This window comes from Gammaproteobacteria bacterium, from assembly GCA_029882975.1.
GTDB lineage: Bacteria > Pseudomonadota > Gammaproteobacteria > SZUA-152 > SZUA-152 > JAJDNG01.
The window spans coordinates 1-22,770 of sequence record JAOUJW010000046.1; the positions used below are offsets into that span (position 1 = coordinate 1).

At 48.2% G+C, this 22,770-nt stretch carries 22 protein-coding genes; 5 read left to right on the forward strand and 17 right to left on the reverse strand.

Features of this window, described 5'->3' with window-relative positions; all coding sequences use genetic code 11:
• Window positions 1-127: 127 nt before the first annotated feature.
• The 4 genes from OEY58_21660 to OEY58_21675 all read right to left on the reverse strand — a co-directional run bounded on the left by OEY58_21660 (window position 128) and on the right by OEY58_21675 (window position 4,492).
• The gene (locus tag OEY58_21660; protein MDH5328063.1) at window positions 128-499 is read right to left on the reverse strand and encodes a hypothetical protein; all 372 of its coding nucleotides are present in this window, start codon (window positions 497-499) and stop codon (window positions 128-130) included.
• 81 nt (window positions 500-580) lie between these two features.
• The gene (locus OEY58_21665) at window positions 581-2,362 is read right to left on the reverse strand and encodes a hypothetical protein (GenBank protein ID MDH5328064.1); all 1,782 of its coding nucleotides are present in this window, start codon (window positions 2,360-2,362) and stop codon (window positions 581-583) included.
• Window positions 2,363-2,446: 84 nt separating this feature from the next.
• Complete coding sequence (locus OEY58_21670; GenBank protein ID MDH5328065.1) at window positions 2,447-3,985, reverse strand: B12-binding domain-containing radical SAM protein; 1,539 nt, start codon at window positions 3,983-3,985, stop codon at window positions 2,447-2,449.
• A 63-nt stretch (window positions 3,986-4,048) separates the two neighbouring features.
• Window positions 4,049-4,492 carry a universal stress protein gene (locus OEY58_21675; protein MDH5328066.1) on the reverse strand — a complete coding sequence of 148 codons (444 nt, stop codon included), beginning with the start codon at window positions 4,490-4,492 and terminating at the stop codon, window positions 4,049-4,051.
• A gap of 300 nt (window positions 4,493-4,792) precedes the next feature.
• Here OEY58_21675 and OEY58_21680 point away from each other — a divergent pair, with 300 nt between their 5' ends.
• A complete protein-coding gene (locus OEY58_21680) occupies window positions 4,793-5,206 on the forward strand; it encodes a hypothetical protein (GenBank protein MDH5328067.1) in 414 nt (137 codons plus the stop codon).
• 6 nt (window positions 5,207-5,212) lie between these two features.
• Here the strand turns inward: OEY58_21680 and OEY58_21685 are convergent, their stop codons facing one another.
• From OEY58_21685 to OEY58_21695, 3 genes are all read right to left on the reverse strand, one after another.
• On the reverse strand, window positions 5,213-6,130 hold the full coding sequence (locus OEY58_21685) for a ribose-phosphate diphosphokinase (GenBank protein ID MDH5328068.1): 918 nt from the start codon (window positions 6,128-6,130) through the stop codon (window positions 5,213-5,215).
• The gene (locus OEY58_21690) at window positions 6,117-7,646 is read right to left on the reverse strand and encodes a thymidine phosphorylase family protein (GenBank protein MDH5328069.1); all 1,530 of its coding nucleotides are present in this window, start codon (window positions 7,644-7,646) and stop codon (window positions 6,117-6,119) included. Before OEY58_21690 ends, OEY58_21685 begins: the two co-directional genes overlap by 14 nt.
• Before the next feature lie 65 nt (window positions 7,647-7,711).
• Window positions 7,712-8,107 (reverse strand): hypothetical protein, encoded by a 396-nt coding sequence (locus tag OEY58_21695; GenBank protein MDH5328070.1) that lies wholly within the window; start codon window positions 8,105-8,107, stop codon window positions 7,712-7,714.
• Window positions 8,108-8,392: 285 nt separating this feature from the next.
• On the opposite strand from OEY58_21695, the gene OEY58_21700 reads away from it, so the two are divergent.
• Window positions 8,393-8,698: a cytochrome c gene (locus OEY58_21700; protein ID MDH5328071.1), complete on the forward strand. Its 306-nt coding sequence runs from the start codon at window positions 8,393-8,395 to the stop codon at window positions 8,696-8,698.
• A 58-nt stretch (window positions 8,699-8,756) separates the two neighbouring features.
• Here OEY58_21700 and OEY58_21705 read toward each other — a convergent pair whose 3' ends face one another.
• From OEY58_21705 to OEY58_21720, 4 genes are all read right to left on the reverse strand, one after another.
• Window positions 8,757-9,071, reverse strand: coding sequence for an EF-hand domain-containing protein (locus tag OEY58_21705; protein MDH5328072.1), 315 nt, complete (start codon window positions 9,069-9,071; stop codon window positions 8,757-8,759).
• 6 nt (window positions 9,072-9,077) lie between these two features.
• Window positions 9,078-9,779, reverse strand: coding sequence for a Frag1/DRAM/Sfk1 family protein (locus OEY58_21710; protein ID MDH5328073.1), 702 nt, complete (start codon window positions 9,777-9,779; stop codon window positions 9,078-9,080).
• A 61-nt stretch (window positions 9,780-9,840) separates the two neighbouring features.
• Complete coding sequence (locus OEY58_21715) at window positions 9,841-11,223, reverse strand: ATP-binding protein (GenBank protein MDH5328074.1); 1,383 nt, start codon at window positions 11,221-11,223, stop codon at window positions 9,841-9,843.
• A complete protein-coding gene (locus tag OEY58_21720; protein MDH5328075.1) occupies window positions 11,220-11,894 on the reverse strand; it encodes a response regulator transcription factor in 675 nt (224 codons plus the stop codon). Before OEY58_21720 ends, OEY58_21715 begins: the two co-directional genes overlap by 4 nt.
• A gap of 187 nt (window positions 11,895-12,081) precedes the next feature.
• On the opposite strand from OEY58_21720, the gene OEY58_21725 reads away from it, so the two are divergent.
• The gene (locus OEY58_21725) at window positions 12,082-12,384 is read left to right on the forward strand and encodes a hypothetical protein (protein MDH5328076.1); all 303 of its coding nucleotides are present in this window, start codon (window positions 12,082-12,084) and stop codon (window positions 12,382-12,384) included.
• 40 nt (window positions 12,385-12,424) lie between these two features.
• On the opposite strand, the gene OEY58_21730 is transcribed toward OEY58_21725, so the two are convergent.
• From OEY58_21730 to OEY58_21750, 5 genes are all read right to left on the reverse strand, one after another.
• Complete coding sequence (locus tag OEY58_21730) at window positions 12,425-13,537, reverse strand: hypothetical protein (GenBank protein MDH5328077.1); 1,113 nt, start codon at window positions 13,535-13,537, stop codon at window positions 12,425-12,427.
• A 241-nt stretch (window positions 13,538-13,778) separates the two neighbouring features.
• A complete protein-coding gene (locus OEY58_21735) occupies window positions 13,779-14,942 on the reverse strand; it encodes a DUF4340 domain-containing protein (protein MDH5328078.1) in 1,164 nt (387 codons plus the stop codon).
• Between the two features lie 23 nt (window positions 14,943-14,965).
• Complete coding sequence (locus OEY58_21740; protein MDH5328079.1) at window positions 14,966-16,849, reverse strand: Gldg family protein; 1,884 nt, start codon at window positions 16,847-16,849, stop codon at window positions 14,966-14,968.
• Between the two features lie 12 nt (window positions 16,850-16,861).
• Window positions 16,862-17,623: an ABC transporter permease subunit gene (locus tag OEY58_21745; protein ID MDH5328080.1), complete on the reverse strand. Its 762-nt coding sequence runs from the start codon at window positions 17,621-17,623 to the stop codon at window positions 16,862-16,864.
• Window positions 17,620-18,570: an ABC transporter ATP-binding protein gene (locus OEY58_21750; GenBank protein MDH5328081.1), complete on the reverse strand. Its 951-nt coding sequence runs from the start codon at window positions 18,568-18,570 to the stop codon at window positions 17,620-17,622. Before OEY58_21750 ends, OEY58_21745 begins: the two co-directional genes overlap by 4 nt.
• Window positions 18,571-19,025: 455 nt before the next feature.
• Here OEY58_21750 and OEY58_21755 point away from each other — a divergent pair, with 455 nt between their 5' ends.
• Both OEY58_21755 and OEY58_21760 read left to right on the forward strand, forming a co-directional pair.
• Window positions 19,026-20,546, forward strand: coding sequence for an ATP-binding protein (locus tag OEY58_21755; protein MDH5328082.1), 1,521 nt, complete (start codon window positions 19,026-19,028; stop codon window positions 20,544-20,546).
• 77 nt (window positions 20,547-20,623) lie between these two features.
• A complete protein-coding gene (locus OEY58_21760) occupies window positions 20,624-20,872 on the forward strand; it encodes a hypothetical protein (protein ID MDH5328083.1) in 249 nt (82 codons plus the stop codon).
• Window positions 20,873-21,250: 378 nt separating this feature from the next.
• On the opposite strand, the gene OEY58_21765 is transcribed toward OEY58_21760, so the two are convergent.
• Complete coding sequence (locus OEY58_21765) at window positions 21,251-22,768, reverse strand: aldehyde dehydrogenase family protein (protein ID MDH5328084.1); 1,518 nt, start codon at window positions 22,766-22,768, stop codon at window positions 21,251-21,253.
• Window positions 22,769-22,770 lie beyond the last annotated feature (2 nt).

The window sequence follows — 22,770 nt, forward strand, 5'->3', positions numbered from 1 at the left end:
CGCAAAAAGCGGTGGAGGTTCTGGCTGAATACAGGATTCGTTGCTGTGATAATACGGGTTTTCTTGGGTGTTGCCATTGTTTGCTGCTTGATAAAAAACCGGGAACCTCGTATGAGGTTCCGTCGGATTATTGGATTTGAATATTGGAATCTTCTACTAATACCGGGTAGGAGTATCCAAAACCAAAGTCTTTGTTTACCACGACAGTGCCCACGACTGTTACAGAATCACCAACCTTAGCCGTTTGTTTGCTGGTGATGGTGATATTGTTTGTGCCTTGGTTACCGCTACCGTCCTGAATGTGGAGGAAGTTGCGTTTCATAATCCCATTGTTGACTTTGACTACTTTGCCTTTGATACGTACTTGCTTTCCGCTCAGCGTCTTACTTTCCAAATTCACCGCTTCTACGGTTTTGTTCGTCGGGTCTGCTGCGTAAGCAGCTCCGACCATACCAACAGCCAAGCCGGCGGTAAGGAATACTAATTTAATTGTTTTCATCGTAATCTCTCCTTATACATTGTGCCTTGTAACATATTTATTGGCGCCGCGCCAGCTCTGGACAGGGTCTCAAGCGATGGCTCACTTGACTTTAGTGGCATAAAACGAAGCAATCGCGTCCATCTCAGTTAGACTCAAAACATCCGACATGGCATGCATCATGGAGTTTTCGCGGGATTTGCTTTTGTAAGCCTGTAAAGATTTTAATAAATAGGTTTTTATTTGGCCTGCAATGCGTGGTTTATCCGGTTGCTCGATGTGCCCGTGACAGCGGTTGCATTTTTGTGCCAGCGATTTGGGATCTTCAAAGGCAAGGTTTTCCACCTGAACACGAGTGAGCGTGGAATAGTATTCAGCCAAGGCAGCGATTTGCGATTTGTTCAAAGACTTTGTGGCATTCTGCATATCATCATGGGGACGTTTTCCATCCTTGTATTCCGACAGTGCCTTGCTTAGATAATGGCGGTCTTGTCCGGCCAGACTGGGGACATCGCTGGAAGTACTATTACCATTATCACCGTGGCAACCATTGCACCCGGATACTTGTTCAGGGGACTCCATTTTTCTACTCGATCTTCGCTGCGGTTTTTGTTTGGAATAATACAGGCTGATTTTTTCCACATCTAAATCTGAAAGATAGGTGGTGGCCGCTTGCATGATCGGTACGTTACGTTTTCCGGATCGGTAAGCATTAATGCCGTTGACTAAGTAGGTTAAGGGTTGTCCGGATAAACTGGGGGTTCCGCTCAACTCGCTGTTGCCGTTTTTGCCGTGGCAGCCATCGCATGCACTGGCCAGGATTTTTCCTTCAAGCAAAGGGTTAAAGCCGGAAACACCGGCTGTTGCTACTTGGATTGGCGTTTGCGCCGCATAGTATTGTGCCAATTGTTTAATCATTGCCATTTTCAGGTCGGTTACTGCGGCCTTCATGGCGTTATCGTTACGTTTGCCGTCGCGGTAGGCCAACATTGCTTTTTCCAGGTAGGAGGGATTCTGACCGCTTAAGCTGGGAATGTTGGGATTGCCACTGTTACCGTTGAGGCCATGACAGCCGTTGCAGAGTCCGAGGTACGATTTGGGTGGGGATTTCACTTTAGCTGGAGCTACGGATTTTCTGGGTAAGCTTGCATAATAGGCTGCCAATTGTTTTATTTGAGCCGTGCTGGTGCTCAAACTGAATGCCTGCATCATGGAGTCGGTTCGAGTTCCGGAAAAATAGTCCGAAAATGCTTTTTCCAGATATTCAGCGGAGAGGCCCGCTAAGCTGGGTAATCCTTTGATATGGCTGTTTCCGTCTGCACCGTGACACGCTTTACACGGAGTGGCCAAAGCGTTGCCTTGTTGTATCAAGGCGGCCGGGTCAGCTTCCTTGTGGTCGGATATTTTTGGTAAAGTCCAAGGCGTTTTCAGCTCGGCGTAGTACAGCACAAGACTGCGCAATTGTGCTTCTTCGAGTTTGGCATACACTTGATGTACGCCGCTACTGGGCTTGATGTGTTGGTCATCGATGCTTTTTGCGTTGGTACTTTTTGTGCTGACACTGTCGACCAGTCCGGCTTTGTGATTCAAAGTAACCGCTAACATGTAATCGAAATTTTGGCCGGCGATATGTGGCGTATTGGTTTTTAAATTACCGCTGCCGTCGGTTCCATGACAGTCCTTGCAGTGACGTAATAATTTGCTTGATGCCGGGATAGGTTTTGTTTCCGCCGTGTCTGTTTTGGCCGTTGCATCGTCTTGGTTTGAGGCGATGACGGTTGTTGTCAAAAAAAATGTCAGCAACATTACGGCTGCGAAACTTGAAAACGCTGCGCCTGCGGGCTTGGCTATTTGTCTGTTGGATAGTTCTGATAAAACTGGCATGACGATCTCGGGTAGTTTGCTTGGTTTTTTGCTGGTAACTCAGTAATTCTTAGGTGGCATTTTATCTTTTTTTTGCTTTGTTTGTCATGGATTGATGTGTCGTTGCTGACGTTTTCCCGTGGATATTTCCTCGTGTTGTTTTGAATTGAGCCTTTTCAGTTCAAGGTACTGTTTTTTATCAATAAATGTTGGTGTGGATTTAAGGCCACTGTCGAGATAGTCCTGCAGTAGTGCCGTGTCTATGATTTGTGCGTCAAGTTCCTTGTACCGGGTCAGGTTTTTATGTAAAAAGCTATGTACATATTCGTATAACCGTTTTAAGGAAAAGCGGTGGGTCTGACCGGTTTGGCTAAACAGGGAATCACTGAAGTACAGAAACCGCTGGAACGGTTCCGTATCCAAAAGCAGTGGCAGGCTGTATTTGAATCGGGCGGAGTTTCCCACTAAATCCCAGTAGCGGGCAAAGCGTGTCAGTCTTTGCATGGTGGCAAAATCTAGGGTGTCAGAGCATATGAGGTTATAGGGAGGATTGGGGTTATACACCATTTGGTGATTTTGTGTGTGGCGAATAATGGGGGTACCACGCAGGCGTTTGAGTATGCCCACCTGAATTTCCTGCGGTTCCAGTTGTTGCAGTTGGTTAAATCCTTTGGCGATACTTGACAGGGTTTCTCCCGGCAAGCCTAGAATCAGGTCCGTATGTAGATGCACACTTGTATGCTGTCGCAGCCATAAGAGGTTTTCGCAGGTCTTTTCGTTGTTTTGTTTGCGACTGATTCTTTCTTGTGTTTGCGGATCAAAGCTTTGTATCCCCAGTTCAAATTGAAGACTTCCCGGTGGAAACTGAGTAATTAATAATTTCAATTTTTCCGGTAAGTGATCCGGGATGACCTCAAAGTGAATAAACAGGTTTAAATCCATTCGATCAAGGAAGAATTGCAGTATTCGGCTACTGTGTTGTGTGTTCAAATTAAAGGTTCGATCCACGAATTTAAACTGCCTGGCGCCACGTTGAATTAGCAAATCCAGTTCCCGCAGCAGTGGTTCCAGCTCAAAACCCGTGGATGTTTTATCCAATGCGGATAAGCAAAATTCGCATTTAAAGGGGCAGCCCCTCGAGGCTTCAATGTACAAAACCCTGTTCTCAATATCCTCCTGAGTGTAAAGGTAGTAGGGGAGTTGTAATTGTTTTGGGGATGGTGTTTGGGCATGTATGATTTTTTCAGCTGGGGCCAGGTTTTCCACAATGGTTTCACACAGCCGGACGAACGCTAAGTCAGCGGCTCCCGTAATCAAATAGTCACAAAGCTGAGTGATACCTTGTTGCTCGAATTCGTAACTCACCTCAGGGCCGCCAATGACTATCGTCAGCTTGGGTTGAATTTTTTTCAGGATCGCGATCAGCCGAGTGGTTTCCTCAACGTTCCAGATATAGACGCCAAATCCGACAATAGTTGGGTTGAGTTGAAGCAAGGCTTCAGCAATTTCTAATAGAGGTCGCTGCAGATCAAATTCCACGATCCGGGTTTGTGCTTCCAGGCTTCCCATATGTGCTTTGAGGTAACGCAGTCCCAGGGCGCTATGAATGTAACGTGCATTGAGTGTGGATAGGACAATGGTCATTGTTATTATTGTTTTTTGTTGTAGTGAGTTTGATTTGTTGTGCTTACTTGAATCCGATTTGCCTTATTCATTGGGTATACGGACGGCGAGTACATCACACAGGGCATGATGTAACACGCCATTGGCCGTAGAGCCCAGTAGCAGGCGAACCCCATGGCGGCCGTGTGACCCCACGACTATCAGATCACAGTTTTTTTCCGCAGCAATACGGGCGATTTCATGGTGCGGCGTACCCACCGCAACCACTTGTTCAGCAGCAATGACGGCGTGGGTAAGGGCAAAATTGTTTAAAGATTTTTCGGCTTCTTGTAACAACGTGTTTTCCGGGATCATCCAGTCCGGTGCAATTAGGGGTTCCTCACCGAAGCCCATGGGGGGAAGGTGATCCACAATGTGGGTTAAACAAAGCAGGGCGGCATTGTTATGTGCCATGTCCAGAGCACGTTGGATGACCACATCCGCCGTAGGCGAAAAATCAATGGCGACTGCTATTTTTGAATAAGCCATGGTATGTACCTTAATTTGCAAGCTTCTTTATTCATTATAAAGAAGGTTAGATTGTTTCCAATGATGTCGGTCAAACTGGAAGTGCTTCATCTCAGGGTTGGTCCGATTCTGGCTTGTATTTCTATACTTCAGAAAAACGATAGAAAACTTCAAAAAAAAGGGATTTGTTGTCTTTTATTTAACAATTCCGAAAGTTTGCACTTAGTTTACCAAATAACTGTGACGCAGTGCTCAAAAAACTCGGAACGGACCGATAACAGACATAACAAGGAATAGGTAACAGTAAACGGGTAGGTTGTGATGAATAGAATATCTGTCTTGATCGTGAGATTCTCCCTGGCGTATTTGTTAATCGTAACCGCTTACAGTAATCTGTTTAACTACCCTGACGGCATTTTGTATAATCATCACACCGCCTTCCAGGGTTGGGATTTCCTCTTGATTTTTCTTATGCTTGCTTACATGTTCGGTGGTTTGACCATGCTATGGGGGCGCTATTTGTGTTGCGCTTCAGCGCTTATGGCCGGTGTTTCATTGTTGTTTGCCTGTTGTTACTACGCCGAGTTCTCCTGGTTATTGTCCTTCGGCTTAATTATGTTATCAACAAAGTTGTTGCTCATAAATCAAGACGGTTGCCGGGATGTGCTGGTGACGCGCCTGCATCGTTTCAATGCGGTCGCCCGAAGCGTATTGGGTACCGCTCGCACGGTTTAATCCGCTTTAAAGCTCCGATTCCTTTTGCACTGAAAACCAGGCTTGGGCCAGTAAGGGGGTGATATCCACCCGATTGGTAGGGTGGCTGACCGTATTACAGCTCCAGATCGCCTGGATTCCGCTCTGTCGCATTTTAGAATAGATGTTGTCGTCGAACAGGGCATGGGTGAGGGCACAGCTGACACTGGCGGCTCCTCGTTGCTGTAGTAAAAGTGCCGCTTGCATAATGGTTTCGCCGGTGCTGGCCATATCGTCAACAATGACGATATTACGCTGTTTTACCGGCATGTCGGGAAGTTGTATCTGCACTCGACGGTCCCCCAGGCGTTGCTTGTCGGCTACAAACCAAGGTAGTTGACCCGGCTCCGCGGCGCTGTGTACCCACTGTTGCGATTCACTATCCGGTCCCAGTAACACCGGCTTGTCTATCTGTTGTGCAATAAAACGACCGATTTGCTGCGCCGCGGTAATATTGAGGGCACGATGGGCCGGGACGGCCTGATGCAGTTCGCTGATGCGATGCAAATGGGCATCTACGGTGATCAGTTGATCTACGTGGTCGCTGAGAAACTTACCGATAATTTCCTGACTGATGGCTTCACCCGGTTTAAACGCCGCGTCCTGGCGCATATAGCAGAGATAAGGGGCAATCAGGGTGAGATCTTTGCAGCCCAGCCGACGGGCGGTGCCGGCGGCAAGCATCAGCTCCACCAGTTTGCTGTTGGGATGATCCAAACAACGTAACAAAATCAGTTGCCGGGCCGACATTTCCGGCAGTGTGATTCTGCATTCTCCATCCGGAAAATAATGTACTTGAATTTGCGCCCGTTCTATTCCCAAATGTTGCGATAAGAGACGAGCCTGCTCCTGATCCTCATCGGCAAAGGTGACCAAAAATGTATCATGGGGTTTAGAGTTCGGCATAGGGCGTGGGAATACGTGACTGATCACCAATACGATAGCCGCTGTCTTGCTGTGCCAGTGCGCAGGCGAAATGGAAGTCGGCGGGAAACTGGGCATGTATGCGATACACCACGGTGTCAGCTTCCACCGGATCCCCCAGTTTTTTGAACAAATCCACCCCGGCGCCTTTGTCCATAGGGGCTCCGGCCAAACGAGCGATTTTTGACATCTGGAAATTGTTAATGGCCACCACATAGCCGGTTTTACCGGCGACCACATCCATGGTGCGTTGGCCCAGCTCAAAGTTCGTGGTTTGTTTACCCTGGGCGGCAATGATGGCTTGCATTTTTTTCAAGGCTCGACCGGAGTCCAGGATGTCGCGAGCCAGCGCAAAGCCATTGCCGCCACGAACATCGGGGTCAAATTCCAGCAGACGCCCGGCCAGGCGTAGGGATTTTTGGCGTAAATCATTGGGTGCACTATCCAGATTGTTCAACACCTGCATGACATCCCGGGCTTCCAACACCGGTCCAATGCCGCGGCCCACCGGTTGGTTGCCGTCACTGAGTACCACGTCCAATTGGAGATTCAGCCGGTCTGCGGTGTATTCGAACAGCTTACGCAGCTGCAAAGCTTCTCGCATATGACGTACTTTGGCGCTGGTGCCCACCGGAATATCGATCAGCAAATGGGTGGAGCCCGCAGCGAGTTTTTTCGACAATATGGAAGCTACCATTTGCCCCATGGAATCAATGCCCAGCGGACGTTCTACCGAGATCAGGATGTCATCCACCGGTGCCAGTCCGGCGGTGCCGCCCCATGCCAGGCAGGTTCGCTCCTTGGCCACAACCTGATGTAACTGTTGCGGTGTCAGTTCAACATTTGCCAGCACTTCCATGGTGTCTGCCGTGCCGGCAGGTGAGGTTATGGCCCGGCTGGAGGTTTTGGGCATCAGCGTACCATGGGCGGCGACGATGGGTGCAACTATCATGGAAGTGCGATTGCCCGGAATTCCACCAATACAGTGCTTATCCACCACCACTGAGTCGTGCCAGTCGAGACGGTCGCCGGATTCGGTCATGGCCTGGGTAAGGTGGAGAATTTCCTCACGGTCCAACCCCGTTTGTCCTGATGCAACCAGGAATGCCGCCAGTTCCATTTTGGAATAACGATTCTTGCCAATATCATTGGTGATGGCTCGAAAGTCCTCCAGGTTCAAGCGTTCCCCATTGATTTTGCGGCGTACGGCATCCATCGAACGGGGTGGAGCGGCTTGGGATACACTGACCGCCGTGCCTTCATCGGCATTCAATTGTTCAAAGGCTTGTTGTGACAGTCCCAGTTCACCGGGAGAGACAATGCCGGCATCATCAACTACATTGAGAACGGCGTAGATACTGATGTGGTTGAGTTTGATTATAATTTTGGAAAGAGCCTGGAATCCTTCAGCACGATAAACCTCGCATTCTCGATGTAAATAGGCGACGTTTTCGAGGTAGGTATCTATGCCCACCTTGCGTAGTTGCAATGTGTCCATAGTCTAATTGTATGTCACGACTGTACGAATACCAGGGTATCTATACCGACCCGGGGAGTTGGGCCTTAGTTGTTTTTGGCGCCTTGGTTGATCCAGGTTTCCACTTGTTGTATCTCCACTTCGGATAGGGGTTGTCTGCCACCGTGCGGCATATTAATAGAAGGATCCGCTTTGCCCTTGATTAAACGTACCAGGGTGCTGGATATGGCGTCCCCCGGTTTGATAACCGGACCGAACTTGGTTCCTTTCATCAAAGTGTCGTAACTTTGCATATTCAGGCCGCTGGCTTCAAATCCCGGTCCGCCCGACTGGTGGCATTCCATGCAGTGCTTATTGAGAATGGGATGGATGTTGCCGCTGAAACTGATCTGAGGCGGTTTACTGTCTGAACAGGCATTTAAAACCATAGCGGTAAAAACCATAGTCGTTGTAATAAATATGCCGGATAGGAAGTGTTTCATGGGCGCTTTTCCTGTGCTGTTAACTGTCTTATTATCGGAGACTGAGACACGAAAGCAACTTGGATTTGCCCGGATTGGGGTTTTAGGGAGTGTGGTTATTGACCCAGCTCAATTGGGGTGATGTATTTGCATCAAATGGGTAAAAAAGTGTTGCTGCCCAAACCCAAAATAACCTTTAATTAGCATTAAATGAAATGCTAATTCATTAGTCGTTTCATGGTTTTATAGGCAAAATTTTGATTGAGGCGGTACCAAAACCGTGTTTTATAACTGAGGAGCTACAAAATGATAAAACCAATGATGATGTTAGTTATGTGCGGTCTTTTGATCAGTGTTAATGCACAAGCGGGGGGGGATGCGGCAGCCGGTAAGGCCAAGAGTGAAGACTGTGTCGGTTGCCACGGCCTAAATGGACGCAGCAACAATCCTAATTATCCCAATTTGGCTGGGCAAAAAGAAAACTACCTCATCAAAGCCACTAAGGATTATCGTGACGGCAAACGCAACGACGCCATCATGGGAACTATCGTGAAGGGGCTAAGCGACGCTGATATCGCCAATCTGGCGGCGTTTTACGCCAGCGTAAAATAGAAACAGCAGAATTTTTTTCACTCACAGTACCCGCCACAGTGGCGGGTACTTGCCGGGGCTACCACATTTGCCGATGACTGAGAGTCGTCAGCTCAGATTGGGAAATAAGCCCATCACCGTTTTCGTCAATGTCTTCAAATATAAGTTGTTGGTTCTCTGGTACTTTTGCCAGTACTTCCGGGTCTTTACTAAAGCGGTTAAATTCGTGTGAATCAATGTATCCGTCCGCGTTGGAGTCGTGTGTGGCCAAGGCGTTCCAAATGGTGTCGAAGGAAGATCGGGTAGGTGCAAATTTGTCTTGCTCTTTCGGTGCATTGCTTTGGCAGGAAATACAGAGGAGACTTAAAAAACAAATAACGCTTGCATATCGCATGGTTTGCTATCCGGATGTCTGCGTAGCGACATGAAGGTAAAAACCGCTATGACGCCACAACCAATATGTAGGTAAAAAATACAAGTACATTATAATCGCGAAATTCCATTCCACAATATTATTGGTTTGCGGTAAAAACCAGGACAAGGGCGTACTGGCAAGGCCGATACTCAATAGCACTACAGCCCCCGCAATGTAGAGTTTGGGAAGATAAGCGGGCAGGGTAACACGGCCACTACGGTACAGGCGATGCAAGGCTGCGGTCATGGTTAACTGGGCCAGAAACGTCAAACCAAAAAACAGGGTAACGCCCACGCGGCGTATATTGCGGTATTCCTCACCGATGGCACCCAAGGCTACTGCGTAGACGATGAGAAAAACAGCCGCAATGATTCCCAATACCGGAATGCTGCGAATACCAAAACCGGGTTTATTTTCAAAGCAGGTAAACCAACGGTAGACCAGAGCCCAGTAGGCCATCATTAACACCGCACTTGGGATGATGGCACCTTTAAATATCAAGGCTTCCGGCAGGGCCCGCCCCGTTGAACTGATGGAGGTGCAACCGCTGAGGTAAGGAATGCACAATGGTACGTGACCGGCCTGTGAGGCGATCACATAGCAAATATTGGCGGCAGCTACGGGCAGTACCCCAATTAAGATGGGCAGCCAATAGATAGGAATACGGTTAAAAGTTGCGGTGCTCATTTGCGCAGGTATTCTAATACATAAACCTGCTTTAACGAAGTCCGGGGCAAACGTAGAGTGGTTAGTTACCCGATTCGCAGCAAGTCTCGGGGAAGTTGCGCAGGAATTTCAGGTTGACTTGCAGGCCTCCGTAGTTTGATTCTGTCAATTCAATTTGCGCCTGATGAATTTCTGCAATGCGCTTCACCATGGCCAACCCCAGTCCGGTACCTTCGCTGGTACTGTTTAGCCGGTAAAAGCGTTTAAAAACACGACTGCGTTCTTCCAAAGGAATACCGGGCCCACTGTCGGAGACTTGTAATGACACCGAGTTGGCATTGTTGCTTAAATAGACATCGACTGTGCCGTTTTCCGGGGTATACCGCACGGCATTTTCAAACACGTTACGAACCAAAATAGACAATAAGTCCGATTTTCCACACACCTTCATGTCGTCATTGGTTTTATTCCAGTTGACATCAATGCTCTTTTTCAGTGCCGTGACCATCATGCTTTCCAGGTTTTCCTCCACAACCGCAAGCAAGTCGGTGGATTCGGACTCTTCCAGTGCACTTTCCGGGTCCAATCGGGACAGGGTGAGCAGTTGTTCCACTAAATTGGTTGCTCGCTTTACACCTTGTACCACTTCACTTAACGCAACTTCGCGAGTTTCCTCATCGGTGGTTTTTTGAGCCAGTTGAGCATGCACCAACTGTTGAGCTAAAGGTGTGCGTAATTCGTGAGCGGCGTTGGAGGTAAACAGGACGATATTTTCGAATGCTGCTTTGAGCCGGATAAATAAGTCGTTCATTGACTGTATCATGGGCTGAGCTTCCGGTGGCACAGAGCGGGTGTCAATGGCTTGTAGATTGCGAGCTTTGCGCGATTTGAGTTGTGCGGCGATACGTTTAAAGGGATTGAGAGAATGCGCCACAATAATGACAATACAAATAGCCAACAGAGGCAGCAGCAAGGCGAATGAGGTCATGAGCCTTACAGTAATACTGTTACTCAGGGCGTTTCGTTGATCATAAGGCTGTCCTACCTGTACTCGTATGCTGCCATCTTGGTTGGAAATGGCATAAACGCGCCAGTGTTGCTGCCCTTTTTTGTAGTATCCGAATACCTTATCTTGTTCTATGAAACGTTCCGAAGGCGCCCCGGCGGATTTTACTGCCAAATGATCGCCATTGACCCAGATTTGAAAGTCAATTTCCTGCTGATACTTGTGGATCTGAGTTTGGTAATGGTTAATATCATCCTGTGCGTGAAAAGCCAGTTGCTCCTGCAATTCATGATCGCTGAGCTCCAATAAAACCCGCGCCGCTTGTGCAATCTGGGCGTCGAATAACTCCAGTAATTCGGCTTCTGTATCAAAATAGTTAATAACCAGTATGATGCCAAAGGACAAAGCCAGTATGGTAAGCAAACCGGTTAGCAGGCGGGCCTTGATGGAGAGAATCATGTTTCCTGATAGTCGATGGTATCCATAATATAACCACTACCGCGCACGGTACGGATTATGTCCGGACCCAGCTTTTTACGGATTTGATGAATGTGTACTTCTATGGCATTGCTGTCGATTTCGTTTTTCCAGGAATACAGGCTTTCCTCTAATCGAGAGCGGCTGACCACTTGGCCTTGGTTTTCCATAAATACATGGAGAATATCGAAAGCTTTTGGCGTGAGTTCCAGCGCCGCACCGTTTTTGCGTACGCTGTGGGCGGCCGGATCGAGTTCCAGATCTCCATGCAGTAAAACGGGGGTGGCGCGACCACGGTTGCGCCGCATGACGGCTCGCAAACGGGCACCCAACTCATCCAAGTCAAACGGTTTTACCATATAGTCATCGGCGCCGGTATCCAGGCCTGTGATGCGTTCGTCGATGGTATCTTTTGCCGTTAACACCACAATAGGGACACGGTTACCGTTGGCACGAACAGCTGCCAACACGCTCATGCCGGATTTTCGCGGTAATCCCAGATCTAACACAGCAACATCGTAATCATTGGTGTTAAAAGCAGATTCGGCGGTTTCGCCGTCTCGTACCCAGTCCACAGCATAACCACTTTGGTTCAAACCCAGATACAGTCCTTTACCAATACTTTCATTATCTTCTACCAGTAACAATCTCATAGTCCACTCAGCAAACAGGGAAAATACTGTTCTTTACTTCGTTCCGGCAGGGAATTTCTTTAACGGTAGACGCTACATATTTTGTGGGAATTAAATAATGTACATAGAAAACAATAAGTTTTATGATGTGAGGGATATCAGGAAAGATGAAGCATAAGAAAACATTAAGAAAGGAGGCTGGCTGAAGATGTTACGTATAGTTGTTTTTGGGCTTGGAACCATATTGTTAACCGCTTGTATTGCTTTGAGTTCCGAACCCGATCCCGCATTGATTGGCTCCTGTCAGCATACAGTGGATGATGCAACAGCCATGTTAAAAAAAGCTGAACAGGAAGCTTACACCCAGACCACAGCCTATATTCAGTCTTACAAGTGGATTACCCAGGCAAAAGGTCATTTGCGGACAAAACAATACTCCTACTGTTTGCAAAAGGCATCCATTGCTCAGCGTTATTTACAACAACTGCTATCCACAGGTCGCGACATTTAGCTGTGTAATTGCATTAGGTTTTGCTGATTGATGGGTGAGGTTATTTGGAGTGTACAATGGCCTTTAAACGGTTGAGTTCCTGTTGTACCTCTTGCGGGATATGGGTGCCAATGGAACCGGAATAGCTGAATTCAACTGATTCCTTGTATTCCTCGAAGCATTTGCGAGCGTAGTCGTGACGGCTGTATTCCAGCATGCATTGTTTCAGGTACAGATCAGCCAGGGAAAAGTAATAACTGTGCTTGGTCGCTCGGGCGTTGAGTGCCAGCCAGTACAATAGCTTGGGTACTTCAGTGGCTGTTGCCGTGGAGAGATAACGGTACAACCTGCCTTGCAGCCACAGATGGAAAACCTTCTGTGTTTTGGTGGGTGCCAGGGTGGCTCCGGCTTCCTGCAACGATCCCAGGTATTCATGAACTTCTTGTTCCAACTGCGTAAAATTCGGGTTTGCACCGGTTTTGTTTTTGTCTAATTGCCTAAGCGCCGGAATCCATTGTTGCATGGACCGTTTTGTTAGAGCATCAACATTGTCAGTGTCTTTGTATTTTTCAAAAAAACGCGCTGCGGTACCGGGTTGATTTTGAACCTGTACATAAATGGTGAGTACGCGGTCCAGTGCCATCATGTTTTTACGCTGGTCTTTTGATTGGTTCTGCAAGGTCTTTTCATAGTAGCGAACTGCCACCGGGTAATTTCTGGTGAGAAAGTTAAATTCGGCAAATTGAAAATCGGAGTTAAAGCGGGCGCGTTTACCGTCTTTGAACAATGTGCGTTGGCGCTGGTCCTGGGTATGGCAGGAGCTGCATATAGAGCTAACTTCATTGAGCAAACTATAAGCGTAGCGCATATTATCACGGGCAATGGCTTTTTGAGTTTCTGACAAGTGGCCAATTAGTACATCATAAGACACCTGGAAAGTTTTGGAGCGGTGTAGAAAGTGGGGTTGTGCTGATTTCAATAGAAAGATCAGACGATTCACTTGGGTGGCGATAAGGCCACGATTTTCCAGCATGTGGTCGCTGTCCTGGTCAAGGATATAAGGATACAAGTCCATCAGGGTGGTTCCGATTTGTGCCATGGTTTGATTAATGGACGCACCTTTACTCTGTTTGCCAATCTGAGGGGGGTCCGCTTGGACCGGCCTGACCTGCATGAAAAAACACAGCAGACACGATAGAACGATTTTGACGGAGTTGCTATGAGAAAACGAGCGGGGTATTGCTGGCTTTAACCGTTCCATTGGGGTCCTTGTTGAAGAGGTGTTCTCTACAAGTATAGAGAATATTACCTAAAAGTCCCAAGGGGTGATGAATACTGAGACGGTTTGATGACTGATGGATGGAAAAAATAGAACGACAACGGCGCCTGTCGCACCGTCGTCGGCTGAATGCTGTCTATTCTTTTGCTTTGAGTAAATCATCCATGGTTTTAATAAAAGCCACCCCTTTGGATTTGGATAGGGTGTAGGTCCAGGGTTTGAGTTTTTCGCTCAATGCACTTGCTTCGGTTTGAACCTCAGCGGCGGGTTTTAACATCGTGCCGGGTGAGCTTGCTGTGCTTGGCGAAGTTGCGGTTGAATCGGGTTGCGCCTTCCCATCCGGCGCAGGGATTTGTTTTGGTGCCGGATCTTGGGGCGGTGTAAAGCGTGTCGTCGCATCAAAGCGAGCATCCAATGTAATGAAGTGATCACTGTCTTTTTGCATGCTGACGGCGCTTATTACCAAGCCATCGAAGGTATAAATATCGGTTTTGGTGTTGGGGTTGGTACTCATATCCACCTTTTCGGCCTTGCTGACATCCTTCATACGCAGCCCTTGTAACAGGCGTGCGGTTTGCGTGAGTTCGCCGGTGGACTTGAGTTCTTTGTTTTTAGGCAAATCCATTAACATGAACTCTTTGTCCTCGGGTTTGTTTTTTACAATCGTTACGGGCTTGCCCTTAGGCGGTGTGATCACGATCTTACTGATACGGGAATCGGGGATGTCCATGATTTGTTCATCCATCCAGTCGATTGCCAAATCATCGATCAGCAAACCACCTGCTACCAACCAGACTTGATCTTCCCCCATTTTGCGTACATAGGTTTTTTCACCGCCCACCGCGGTTACACTACCGGAGAGTTGTTTGCCCACGACCAATGCTGCCATGGTGGTATTGTTTTCGCCCTTCAGTGTCACCAAAATGGATTTGGCGCTATCCACCGTAGGATCTTCGACATTGAGTTTGCCGAAGTTATCCTGTTTTTTGGTTTTAGCTTCCAGGGTTTTAAATTCCGCCAGTTTCAGGATGGTTTCCTTTATTTTCGACAAATTGGCTGTGTAACCGTCTTTTTGAACCACTTGCCAAGTGTTGTCCTTGCGCTGGATATTGATAATGTTTTTGCCTTTAGTGATTTCCACTTCCTGGACTTTGTTGACATTAGCGGACAGGGCGGGGAACAAGGCTTTGCCGGCCGCTTTGTTGCTGACGGCATTGCTTTTCATATTGTTGGCCACCAGGGCCGCAATTGCGGCCACCAGGGTAATTACCGATAAAATAATAAGTTGGTTTTTCTTCATTCCAAAGTGTCTCCCTAATGTTCTTAACCTGCCATGCGATCCATACGTTTGTGGCGATACACGCCAAGGCCGATGGCAAAGAGAATAATCAGTATGGGAATAAATGCGGTATTGGCAAATTTCAGGAAGGAGCCTAGAGACTCTATATTTTTCCTTAATTCATGTTGCACATTACGCAGATCTTTCCGCGTCTTTACCTGCTCATTGCGGAACTTGTCAATTTCACGACGTTGTTCCGGGCTGAGAATCGTTTCATTGTCTCCGCCTTTTTGGCGCTGCAACTCGGATATTTTACGTTCCGTATCGCGCAATTTAGCCTGTAACTGTTTTTCCCGAGCACGGAAATTCTTTTCCGCTTCGCGTTGAATTTCCTTTACCTTCTCAAAGGGTCTGGAGAAGTTGCCACGGCTGCGCAGGCCGATTAAATCGTTGCTTCCGCTGAGATTTTCAACTGCATTGATAACCAAAGCACCGTTATTGGCTCTGGGAATAGCCACGCGTTGACCGAAAAAGTTTTGTACATTCACCCAAAAACGATCCTGCAACATATCCGTATCGGCCACAATAATGATATTAATGGCTTCTCTGGATTCTTTGAGCCACTCACCCTGAGCGCCGTCCGGAGCTCCATTCGGAAAAGCACTTTTTACTTCTCCGGTGACACGTGCGGCCAGGGTCAGCTTTTTGCCTCCGGGTTGATAGCTGTTGAGCAGACCCATGGGGTCCGGCCGGAATTGAACGCGGCTGGTGTCCACCGACATGGCTTTGTCGGAGGTTTCCATTAGTGGCGTAAACTGAGTTGTTGCACCGCTTTTGGCTTGTAATTGGCCACCCGACGCAAGGGTAATCTGGTCCAATTCCGCAGTAACAAAATCGTCGTTGGAAATATTGTCTTTCTGTAGTTGCATCCACACAACGTATTCCACATTTTGTGGGCGCATGCCCTGGTTAATAGTGACTCGGGCAGCCGTTACCACGTCAGTGGCCAGTTTGCCCGGTACCAGTTCTACGCCCCAGGCATCGAACAGTTTTTTCAGGTCGGAGGCTTTACTGGCCATGGCGGCGGCCATGGGATTATTGGGGTCCGGTGCTATCTCTTCGGCTTCCGCATGGGGGTCAGCAAATACCAGGGCTCGGCCACCGCGGAGTACAAACTGATCAATGGCAAACTGGGTTTTGTCACTCAGCTCTTTCGGATGTACCAGCATGAGCACGCTGACATCATCCGGAATCTTGTCCACGTCCTTAGCCAGAGTGCGTACGTCAAATAATTGTTTTAACTGGGATACCACCATCCATTCATCGGACGGTTGTCCCATCATCATGGGATTGGGGGCATCCCCCTCCACCGGCAGGGTGCTCAGCAATCCTACCACCGTCTTTTTGCTGTTACCCAGCTTGTAAACCAGACGGGTAATGTCATATTCCAATGCCGCTTCCTTGTCTTGCTGGAAGAATGGAATCACTTCCTTATCATCGGTGGAATTGGTGCCCACCAGACCAAAATAGGCCGTACTACCGGCATTGTCGATGGGTACGCCCTGCAAACCGTTTTGTACGGCCTGGTCTTCGGCATCGGAAAAAGGTTCGGGATCCGAAACAATCAACCGCACATTGCCACCGGAATGGGAGGCATACTCTTCCAGTAGTTCGCGAACCCGGTTGCCGTAGTTCATCAAGGCCGGAATTTTACTGGCCAGTTTTTCAGAAAAGTAAAAGTGCAGCGTTACCGGTTCTTCAAAATTGCCGATAATGTTTTTGGTGCCCTTCGACAGGGTGTAAAGATTGTCCTCAGTCAGGTCTATACGTGCCGACTTAAAAATAACATTCGTCAGAATATTGACCGCCAGAAGCAACACCAGGGCAATCAATATACCTGTGCTTGATATGAGTTTGGTATTCTTCATTGGTGCTTCCTTCTAATCCGCTTTTTTCATTTCAATAATTACAACATTGACGTAGAGCCAGAACGCAATAAAGCTGGCGAAGTAGAAAATGTCCCTAAGGTCAAAGATCCCTTTGTTAATGTTGTTGAAATGGGTCAGAAAACTAAATGAGGCAATGGCGTTAACGATCAGTTGTGGGGTCCAGTCCCGGAAGAAGTTCAGCACCACGGGGAAACCCGCCACAATGAATAGAAAACAAACCACCACCGCAATAACAAAGGCGATGACTTGATTTTTGGTAATGGCTGAAATGCAGGAACCCACCGCCAGATAAGCCCCGGCCATTAATAGACTGCCCACATAGCTGGCGAAAATGACACCGTTGTCCGGATTGCCCAGGTAATTTACGGTGATCCACATGGGAAAGGTGAGCGCCAGAGCAATGGCAGTAAAACCCCAGGCGGCCAGGAATTTACCCAATACGGTAATACCAATAGGAATGGGTAGTGTCATGATGAGTTCAATGGTGCCCGATTTTCGCTCTTCGGCCCACAAGCGCATGGACAGAGCGGGAATCAAAAACAAATATAACCAGGGATGGAAATGAAAGAAAGGTCGTAAATCAGCCTGCGCGCGCTCATAAAAGCTGCCAATGTCAAAGGTAAAGACACCGGTCATCGCCAAGAAGATCACTATAAAGACATAGGCAACGGGTGTTCCGAAGTAGTTGCCCAATTCCCGCTTGCACACGGACAGTAGCAGGTTGGAATTTGTATTTGCAATCGCAGTACTCATGTGCGTACCTCCTGAGATTCTGATGTGGTGATGCTGCGAAAAACCTCATCGAGTTTCACGGGTTCCACATGCATCTCATCCACGGTCCAGTTTTCCGAGCGGCACAGGTGGGCCAGGTCCTTGACGATGGATTTGCCGTCTTTGGGTATGATGGTGTATTTCACCGTATCATCCCGTTTTTGTGTTTGTACCGAAGCCACTTGGTTCAGTTGTTCCAGTTTGCGGCTGACTTCTTTGGTATCACCGGACTCCAATACCAACGACACAGCGTTACGAACTTTGGATTGTGCCTCCAGTTCCTGCGGAGTCCCGTCAAACAAGAGTTCTCCCCGAGAAATGATCATGGCCCGGGTACAAACCGCTTCCACTTCTTCCAGGATATGGGTGGAAATAATGATGGCTTTGTCTTTAGCCATGGATTGCAATAACGCCCGCACTTCGTGTTTTTGGTTGGGGTCCAGACCGTCGGTGGGTTCATCCAATATAAGTACGTCCGGGTCGTGCAATATGGCTTGAGCCAGACCGACACGGCGTTTAAATCCTTTGGACAGGGTTTCAATGGGTTTGTGCAGTACCGATTCCAAGTTGGTGGTAGCTACGGCTTGCTGCACCCGCTTTTGTTTTTCTTCGCCTTTGTAGCCGCGAATTTCGGCAATGAATTCCAGAAAGCTATTGGGTGTCATGTCACCGTAGGTGGGGGCACCTTCGGGCAAATACCCTAATGCTGCTTTCACCTTGATGGGTTCGTCAGTGACGTCGTGACCACAGATGCTGACCTGACCATCAGTGGGGGTCAGAAATCCCGTAATCATTTTCATCGCGGTGGATTTTCCCGCGCCATTGGGACCGAGAAAACCCAGCACTTCGCCTCGCTTTAGCTGGAATGAGATATTCGAAACTGCGACAAAAGACCCAAAGGTTTTGCGCAAATTTTGAACGTCAATCATTGTCTCCATAAACAATCTATGACCTCTCTTATTGGTTGTTGCCTTGTGTTGCGCAAGCGGATCAAAGCCGCCTCCACAACGGATCAAGGATGTTTGTGGTATGGCAATACTGGATTGAATCCAAGGCCAGTAATTCAGGACATGTTGGTACTACAGCTTGTCGGTATGACGTCGCCATGAATCATCCTGTAAAAACTGTGCAGGACTTAATCAGATCACCAAAAGTTTTCAATTATTTGTCAGCCTGCCTTATGCAGCAAGCGTGTGGAACCTTTTTATAACTGCCACTGGCAGTTACTCCCTTACGTTCCAGCAGGCTGGAATTCTAGACTTCCTCCGGCCTGTCAGCAAGGTATGACAGATAAGAATTACAAGAAGTTCCTTGGGGCGGCGGAAATGACTATTTAGAGAATAGACGGCTGGAACGATATAGTCTGGAGGTGGTTCAATATAAGATGTCTCTAAAATACCGGACAATACAAACCTACATCGGCTCTCTGTTGTTAGTCACGATCTTGTTGTTCCTGTGCGTGGCAACCATCAGCGGTGGTTTTCCTATCGGGCTGATACAAGGGCTATTGGTTTTGGCATGTGCTCTGGCGCTAGGCGCTGCTTATATGTCCTATGCGGATTCCAAACGCCACAAGGAGAATTCCAATAACTATATTAAAAACAATAATATACAGTATTATCGTCAGCGCTGTGAGGCCTTAGAAAAAGAATTGCTTGATGTACAATCCAGCTTGGAGCAGCGTATCCGCGAACGCACCACCGAACTGGCCGAAGCCAGAGACCACGCCCTGAAGTCCAGTCAAATTAAGTCTGCTTTTCTGGCGAATATGAGTCATGAGTTGCGTACGCCCTTGAACGCCATTATTGGGTACAGTGAGATTCTGGAGGAAGAAGCGGATGCTGCCGGAGTTGAACAATTTGGTCCCGATCTAAAGAAAATTAAATCAGCCGGGGCGCATCTGTTGAGTCTGGTGAGTGATATTCTGGATTTGTCCAAGATTGAAGCGGGTAAAATGGAAATGACCCTCAAATCCTTAGATTTGCATAAATTGCTGGATGAGGTGTCCATAGCGGTTTTACCGTTGATTAATTACAACACTAATCACTTTATATTAGAAGTAGACCCGGAACTGGATGAGATCGTTTCTGACTCAGCCAAACTGAGCCAGTCTCTGATTAACTTATTGAGTAATGCAGCCAAGTTTACCAATGCAGGCGTTATTACATTGAGCGTGACGCGCAGTGCCGAACACAATGAAATCTGGTTTTCAGTGAAGGATACGGGCATAGGTATATCCAGTCAGGAGATTAAGCATCTGTTTGAAGAGTTTTCTCAGGTAGACAGTACCTCAACCCGAAAGTATGGCGGCACCGGGCTGGGATTAACCATCAGTAAGCGTTTTACGGAAATGTTAGGAGGCCGCATCGATGTGCAAAGTGAGTCGGGTAAGGGGACCGAGTTCATTATTAGACTGCCGCTGTCGCTTAATCGACCTGAAACCATTGCAATCCCGAACACCCCCTTGTCCAGAGAAAAAGGTAATGACCGGCGCAGTTATGTGTCGACAGTATTGGTCATTGATGCAGATCCCAACGCGCTGTTATTCTTGCCGGAGTATTTGCAAAAGGCAGGTTTTAATATTTCTGTAGCCGAAACGGCTAAGCGAGGCTTGCATCTCGCCAGGCGGGTCGATCCGGATGTGATTCTACTCGATATTTTGTTACCTCAAGATGAAGGATGGGGTTGCCTGCTGGAGCTTAAGGCGGATGTCGATTTGAATCATATTCCCGTGATTGTTTTGAGTAAAGTAGACGAAAAAACAAAAGCTTACGACATGGGAGCGGCTCACTATCTGAAAAAACCCGTAAAAGAGGCGGATCTGACCCGTGCTATACGGAATTGTGTGCGCAAACAGTCTGAAAGCCAACAATCCGCGATTACTACGGTTCAATCCGGTGCCTGACATTGGTGTTGGGAAAACCACCAGGGATTCTGTAGAATAGAACGCTTGTTTGCCTAACAAGAATAACCCGGTGATTTATGGATCCTGTGCAGAAAAAATTCCAGCAGCATGCACTGAAGTTGCAACAAGTCATCGAAAGACCGGGGGGTAACCACGGTGAAGATACCGCCTATGTGGGATTTACCCACAACGGTGTGGATTACACTGTTTCGGTGACTTCCAACCGGAAAATACTGTCGGCTTCGTTATGGAAGCAGAAAGTATGTCAGGTGACCGTTATGGGGAAGGATGGGATTTTGTTGTTTGGTGATGCTCCGGAGTCTTAGTCTTTTTCTCTGCTCCATTTTTGGTTTTTCCTTACCGCGTTTCGAGCTGTAATACTTTTTTCTGTGTCGCTTGGCTGGGTTCCTTGAACGAATTCAGTTCATTTATTTATTAGATTTGTTCTTGTTACCGATAGGCTACACCTCAAAAAGGCTTAAATAGATTGACCACTGACCAAGTAGGGTGAGCAAAAACCAGCTTCGTATCCGATTGCTTGCGTCAGTTTGCAGCAAAGATATTGACGAAAATTAAATCCAAAAAACATTCACGGAAACCCGCAGTACGCACTACGACTCGCCTGTCGAGCGAGTTCCCAGGCTGAGCCAAGAAACGCAGAGGCTTTCCGTATTTGTTCGAAGTGCCAAACCCCAAACCAAACCTCACTCCAAATCAAACCGAATCCCCTGCGCCAGCGGTAACTCATCACTCCAGTTTATCGTGTTGGTCTGCCGCCGCATATAGGCTTTCCAGGAATCCGATCCGGCTTCGCGACCGCCGCCGGTTTGTTTTTCTCCGCCAAAGGCACCTCCAATTTCGGCGCCCGAGGTGCCAATGTTGACATTGGCAATGCCACAATCACTACCCACCACAGATAAGAAGGTTTCAGCGGTTTTCAGGTCCTGAGTGAAAATGGCGGATGACAAACCTTGAGGCACATCGTTTTGCAGGGCGATGGCGTGTTCCAGGGTGTCGTAGGGCATGAGGTAGAGTATGGGGGCAAAGGTTTCCTGCTTGACCATGTCTTTTTGTTCTTCCATTCGAACTAACGTGGGCTCCACGAAATAACCGGGGCCTGGCAGGGATTTGCCGCCTGCCAGGATTTGGGCGCCGTCATTTTTTAGTGTCTCTATGACCTGAACAAACCGGTCCACCGCGGTGGCATCAATTAAGGGGCCCATGAGCACATCAGTTTGCAGCGGATTACCGGGTTTGATTTGGGCGTATGCATGACGCAGTTTTTCACAGACTTCATCCATGATGCTGTGATGGACCAGGACTCGGCGGGTAGTGGTGCAGCGTTGCCCGGCGGTACCGGCGGCGCCAAAGACGATGGCGGGGATAACCAATTTCAAATCCGCGCTTTGGTCGACGATAATGGCGTTGTTGCCGCTGCATTCCAATAGGTATTTACCCATGCGCGCAGAGACGGCGGCAGCCACTTTGTGTCCGGTGGCGCTGGAGCCGGTGAATGACATTAAGCCCACTCTTGGGTCGTGGATAAATCGCTCAGAGGTGCTTCTATCCTCAGGCAGAAACAGTGAAAAAACACCGGGGTAGCCGGCAACTTCCATGACTTGATTGCAAATGTGCTGCACGGCCACGGCGCACAAGGGCGTTTTGGATGAGGGTTTCCACACCACGGTATTACCGGCAATGGCGGCAAGAAAGGCGTTCCAGGACCACACCGCCATGGGAAAATTAAAAGCGCTGATGACACCGACGATGCCCAGGGGATGCCACTGTTCGTACATACGGTGTTGTGGGCGTTCCGAGTGCATGGTTTTGCCGTAGAGCATGCGGGATTGGCCCACGGCCAAGTCGGCAATATCAATCATCTCCTGGACTTCGCCATCACCTTCCTGTTTGATTTTCCCCATTTCCGTGGCGATAAGACTACCCAAGGGGTCTTTGTATTGTCGCAGTTTGTCGCCAATGGCGCGTATCAATTCACCGCGTTTGGGCGCAGGAAGGTGGCGCCAGCGTTGAAATTCCGCTGCGCTGTTTTGCATCACTAATTCATATTGCTCGGCGGAGCAGGTTTGCACTTGAGTGATTTGTGCTTCTGTAGCGGGGTTGATGCACGGTATGGTTTTACCGTTGCTGCTGATCCAGCCGTGGCCACCGCAATAGGTAGCGCTGGGATTGGGTTCAATGTGCAGTTGTTTTAATAAGTCCACTG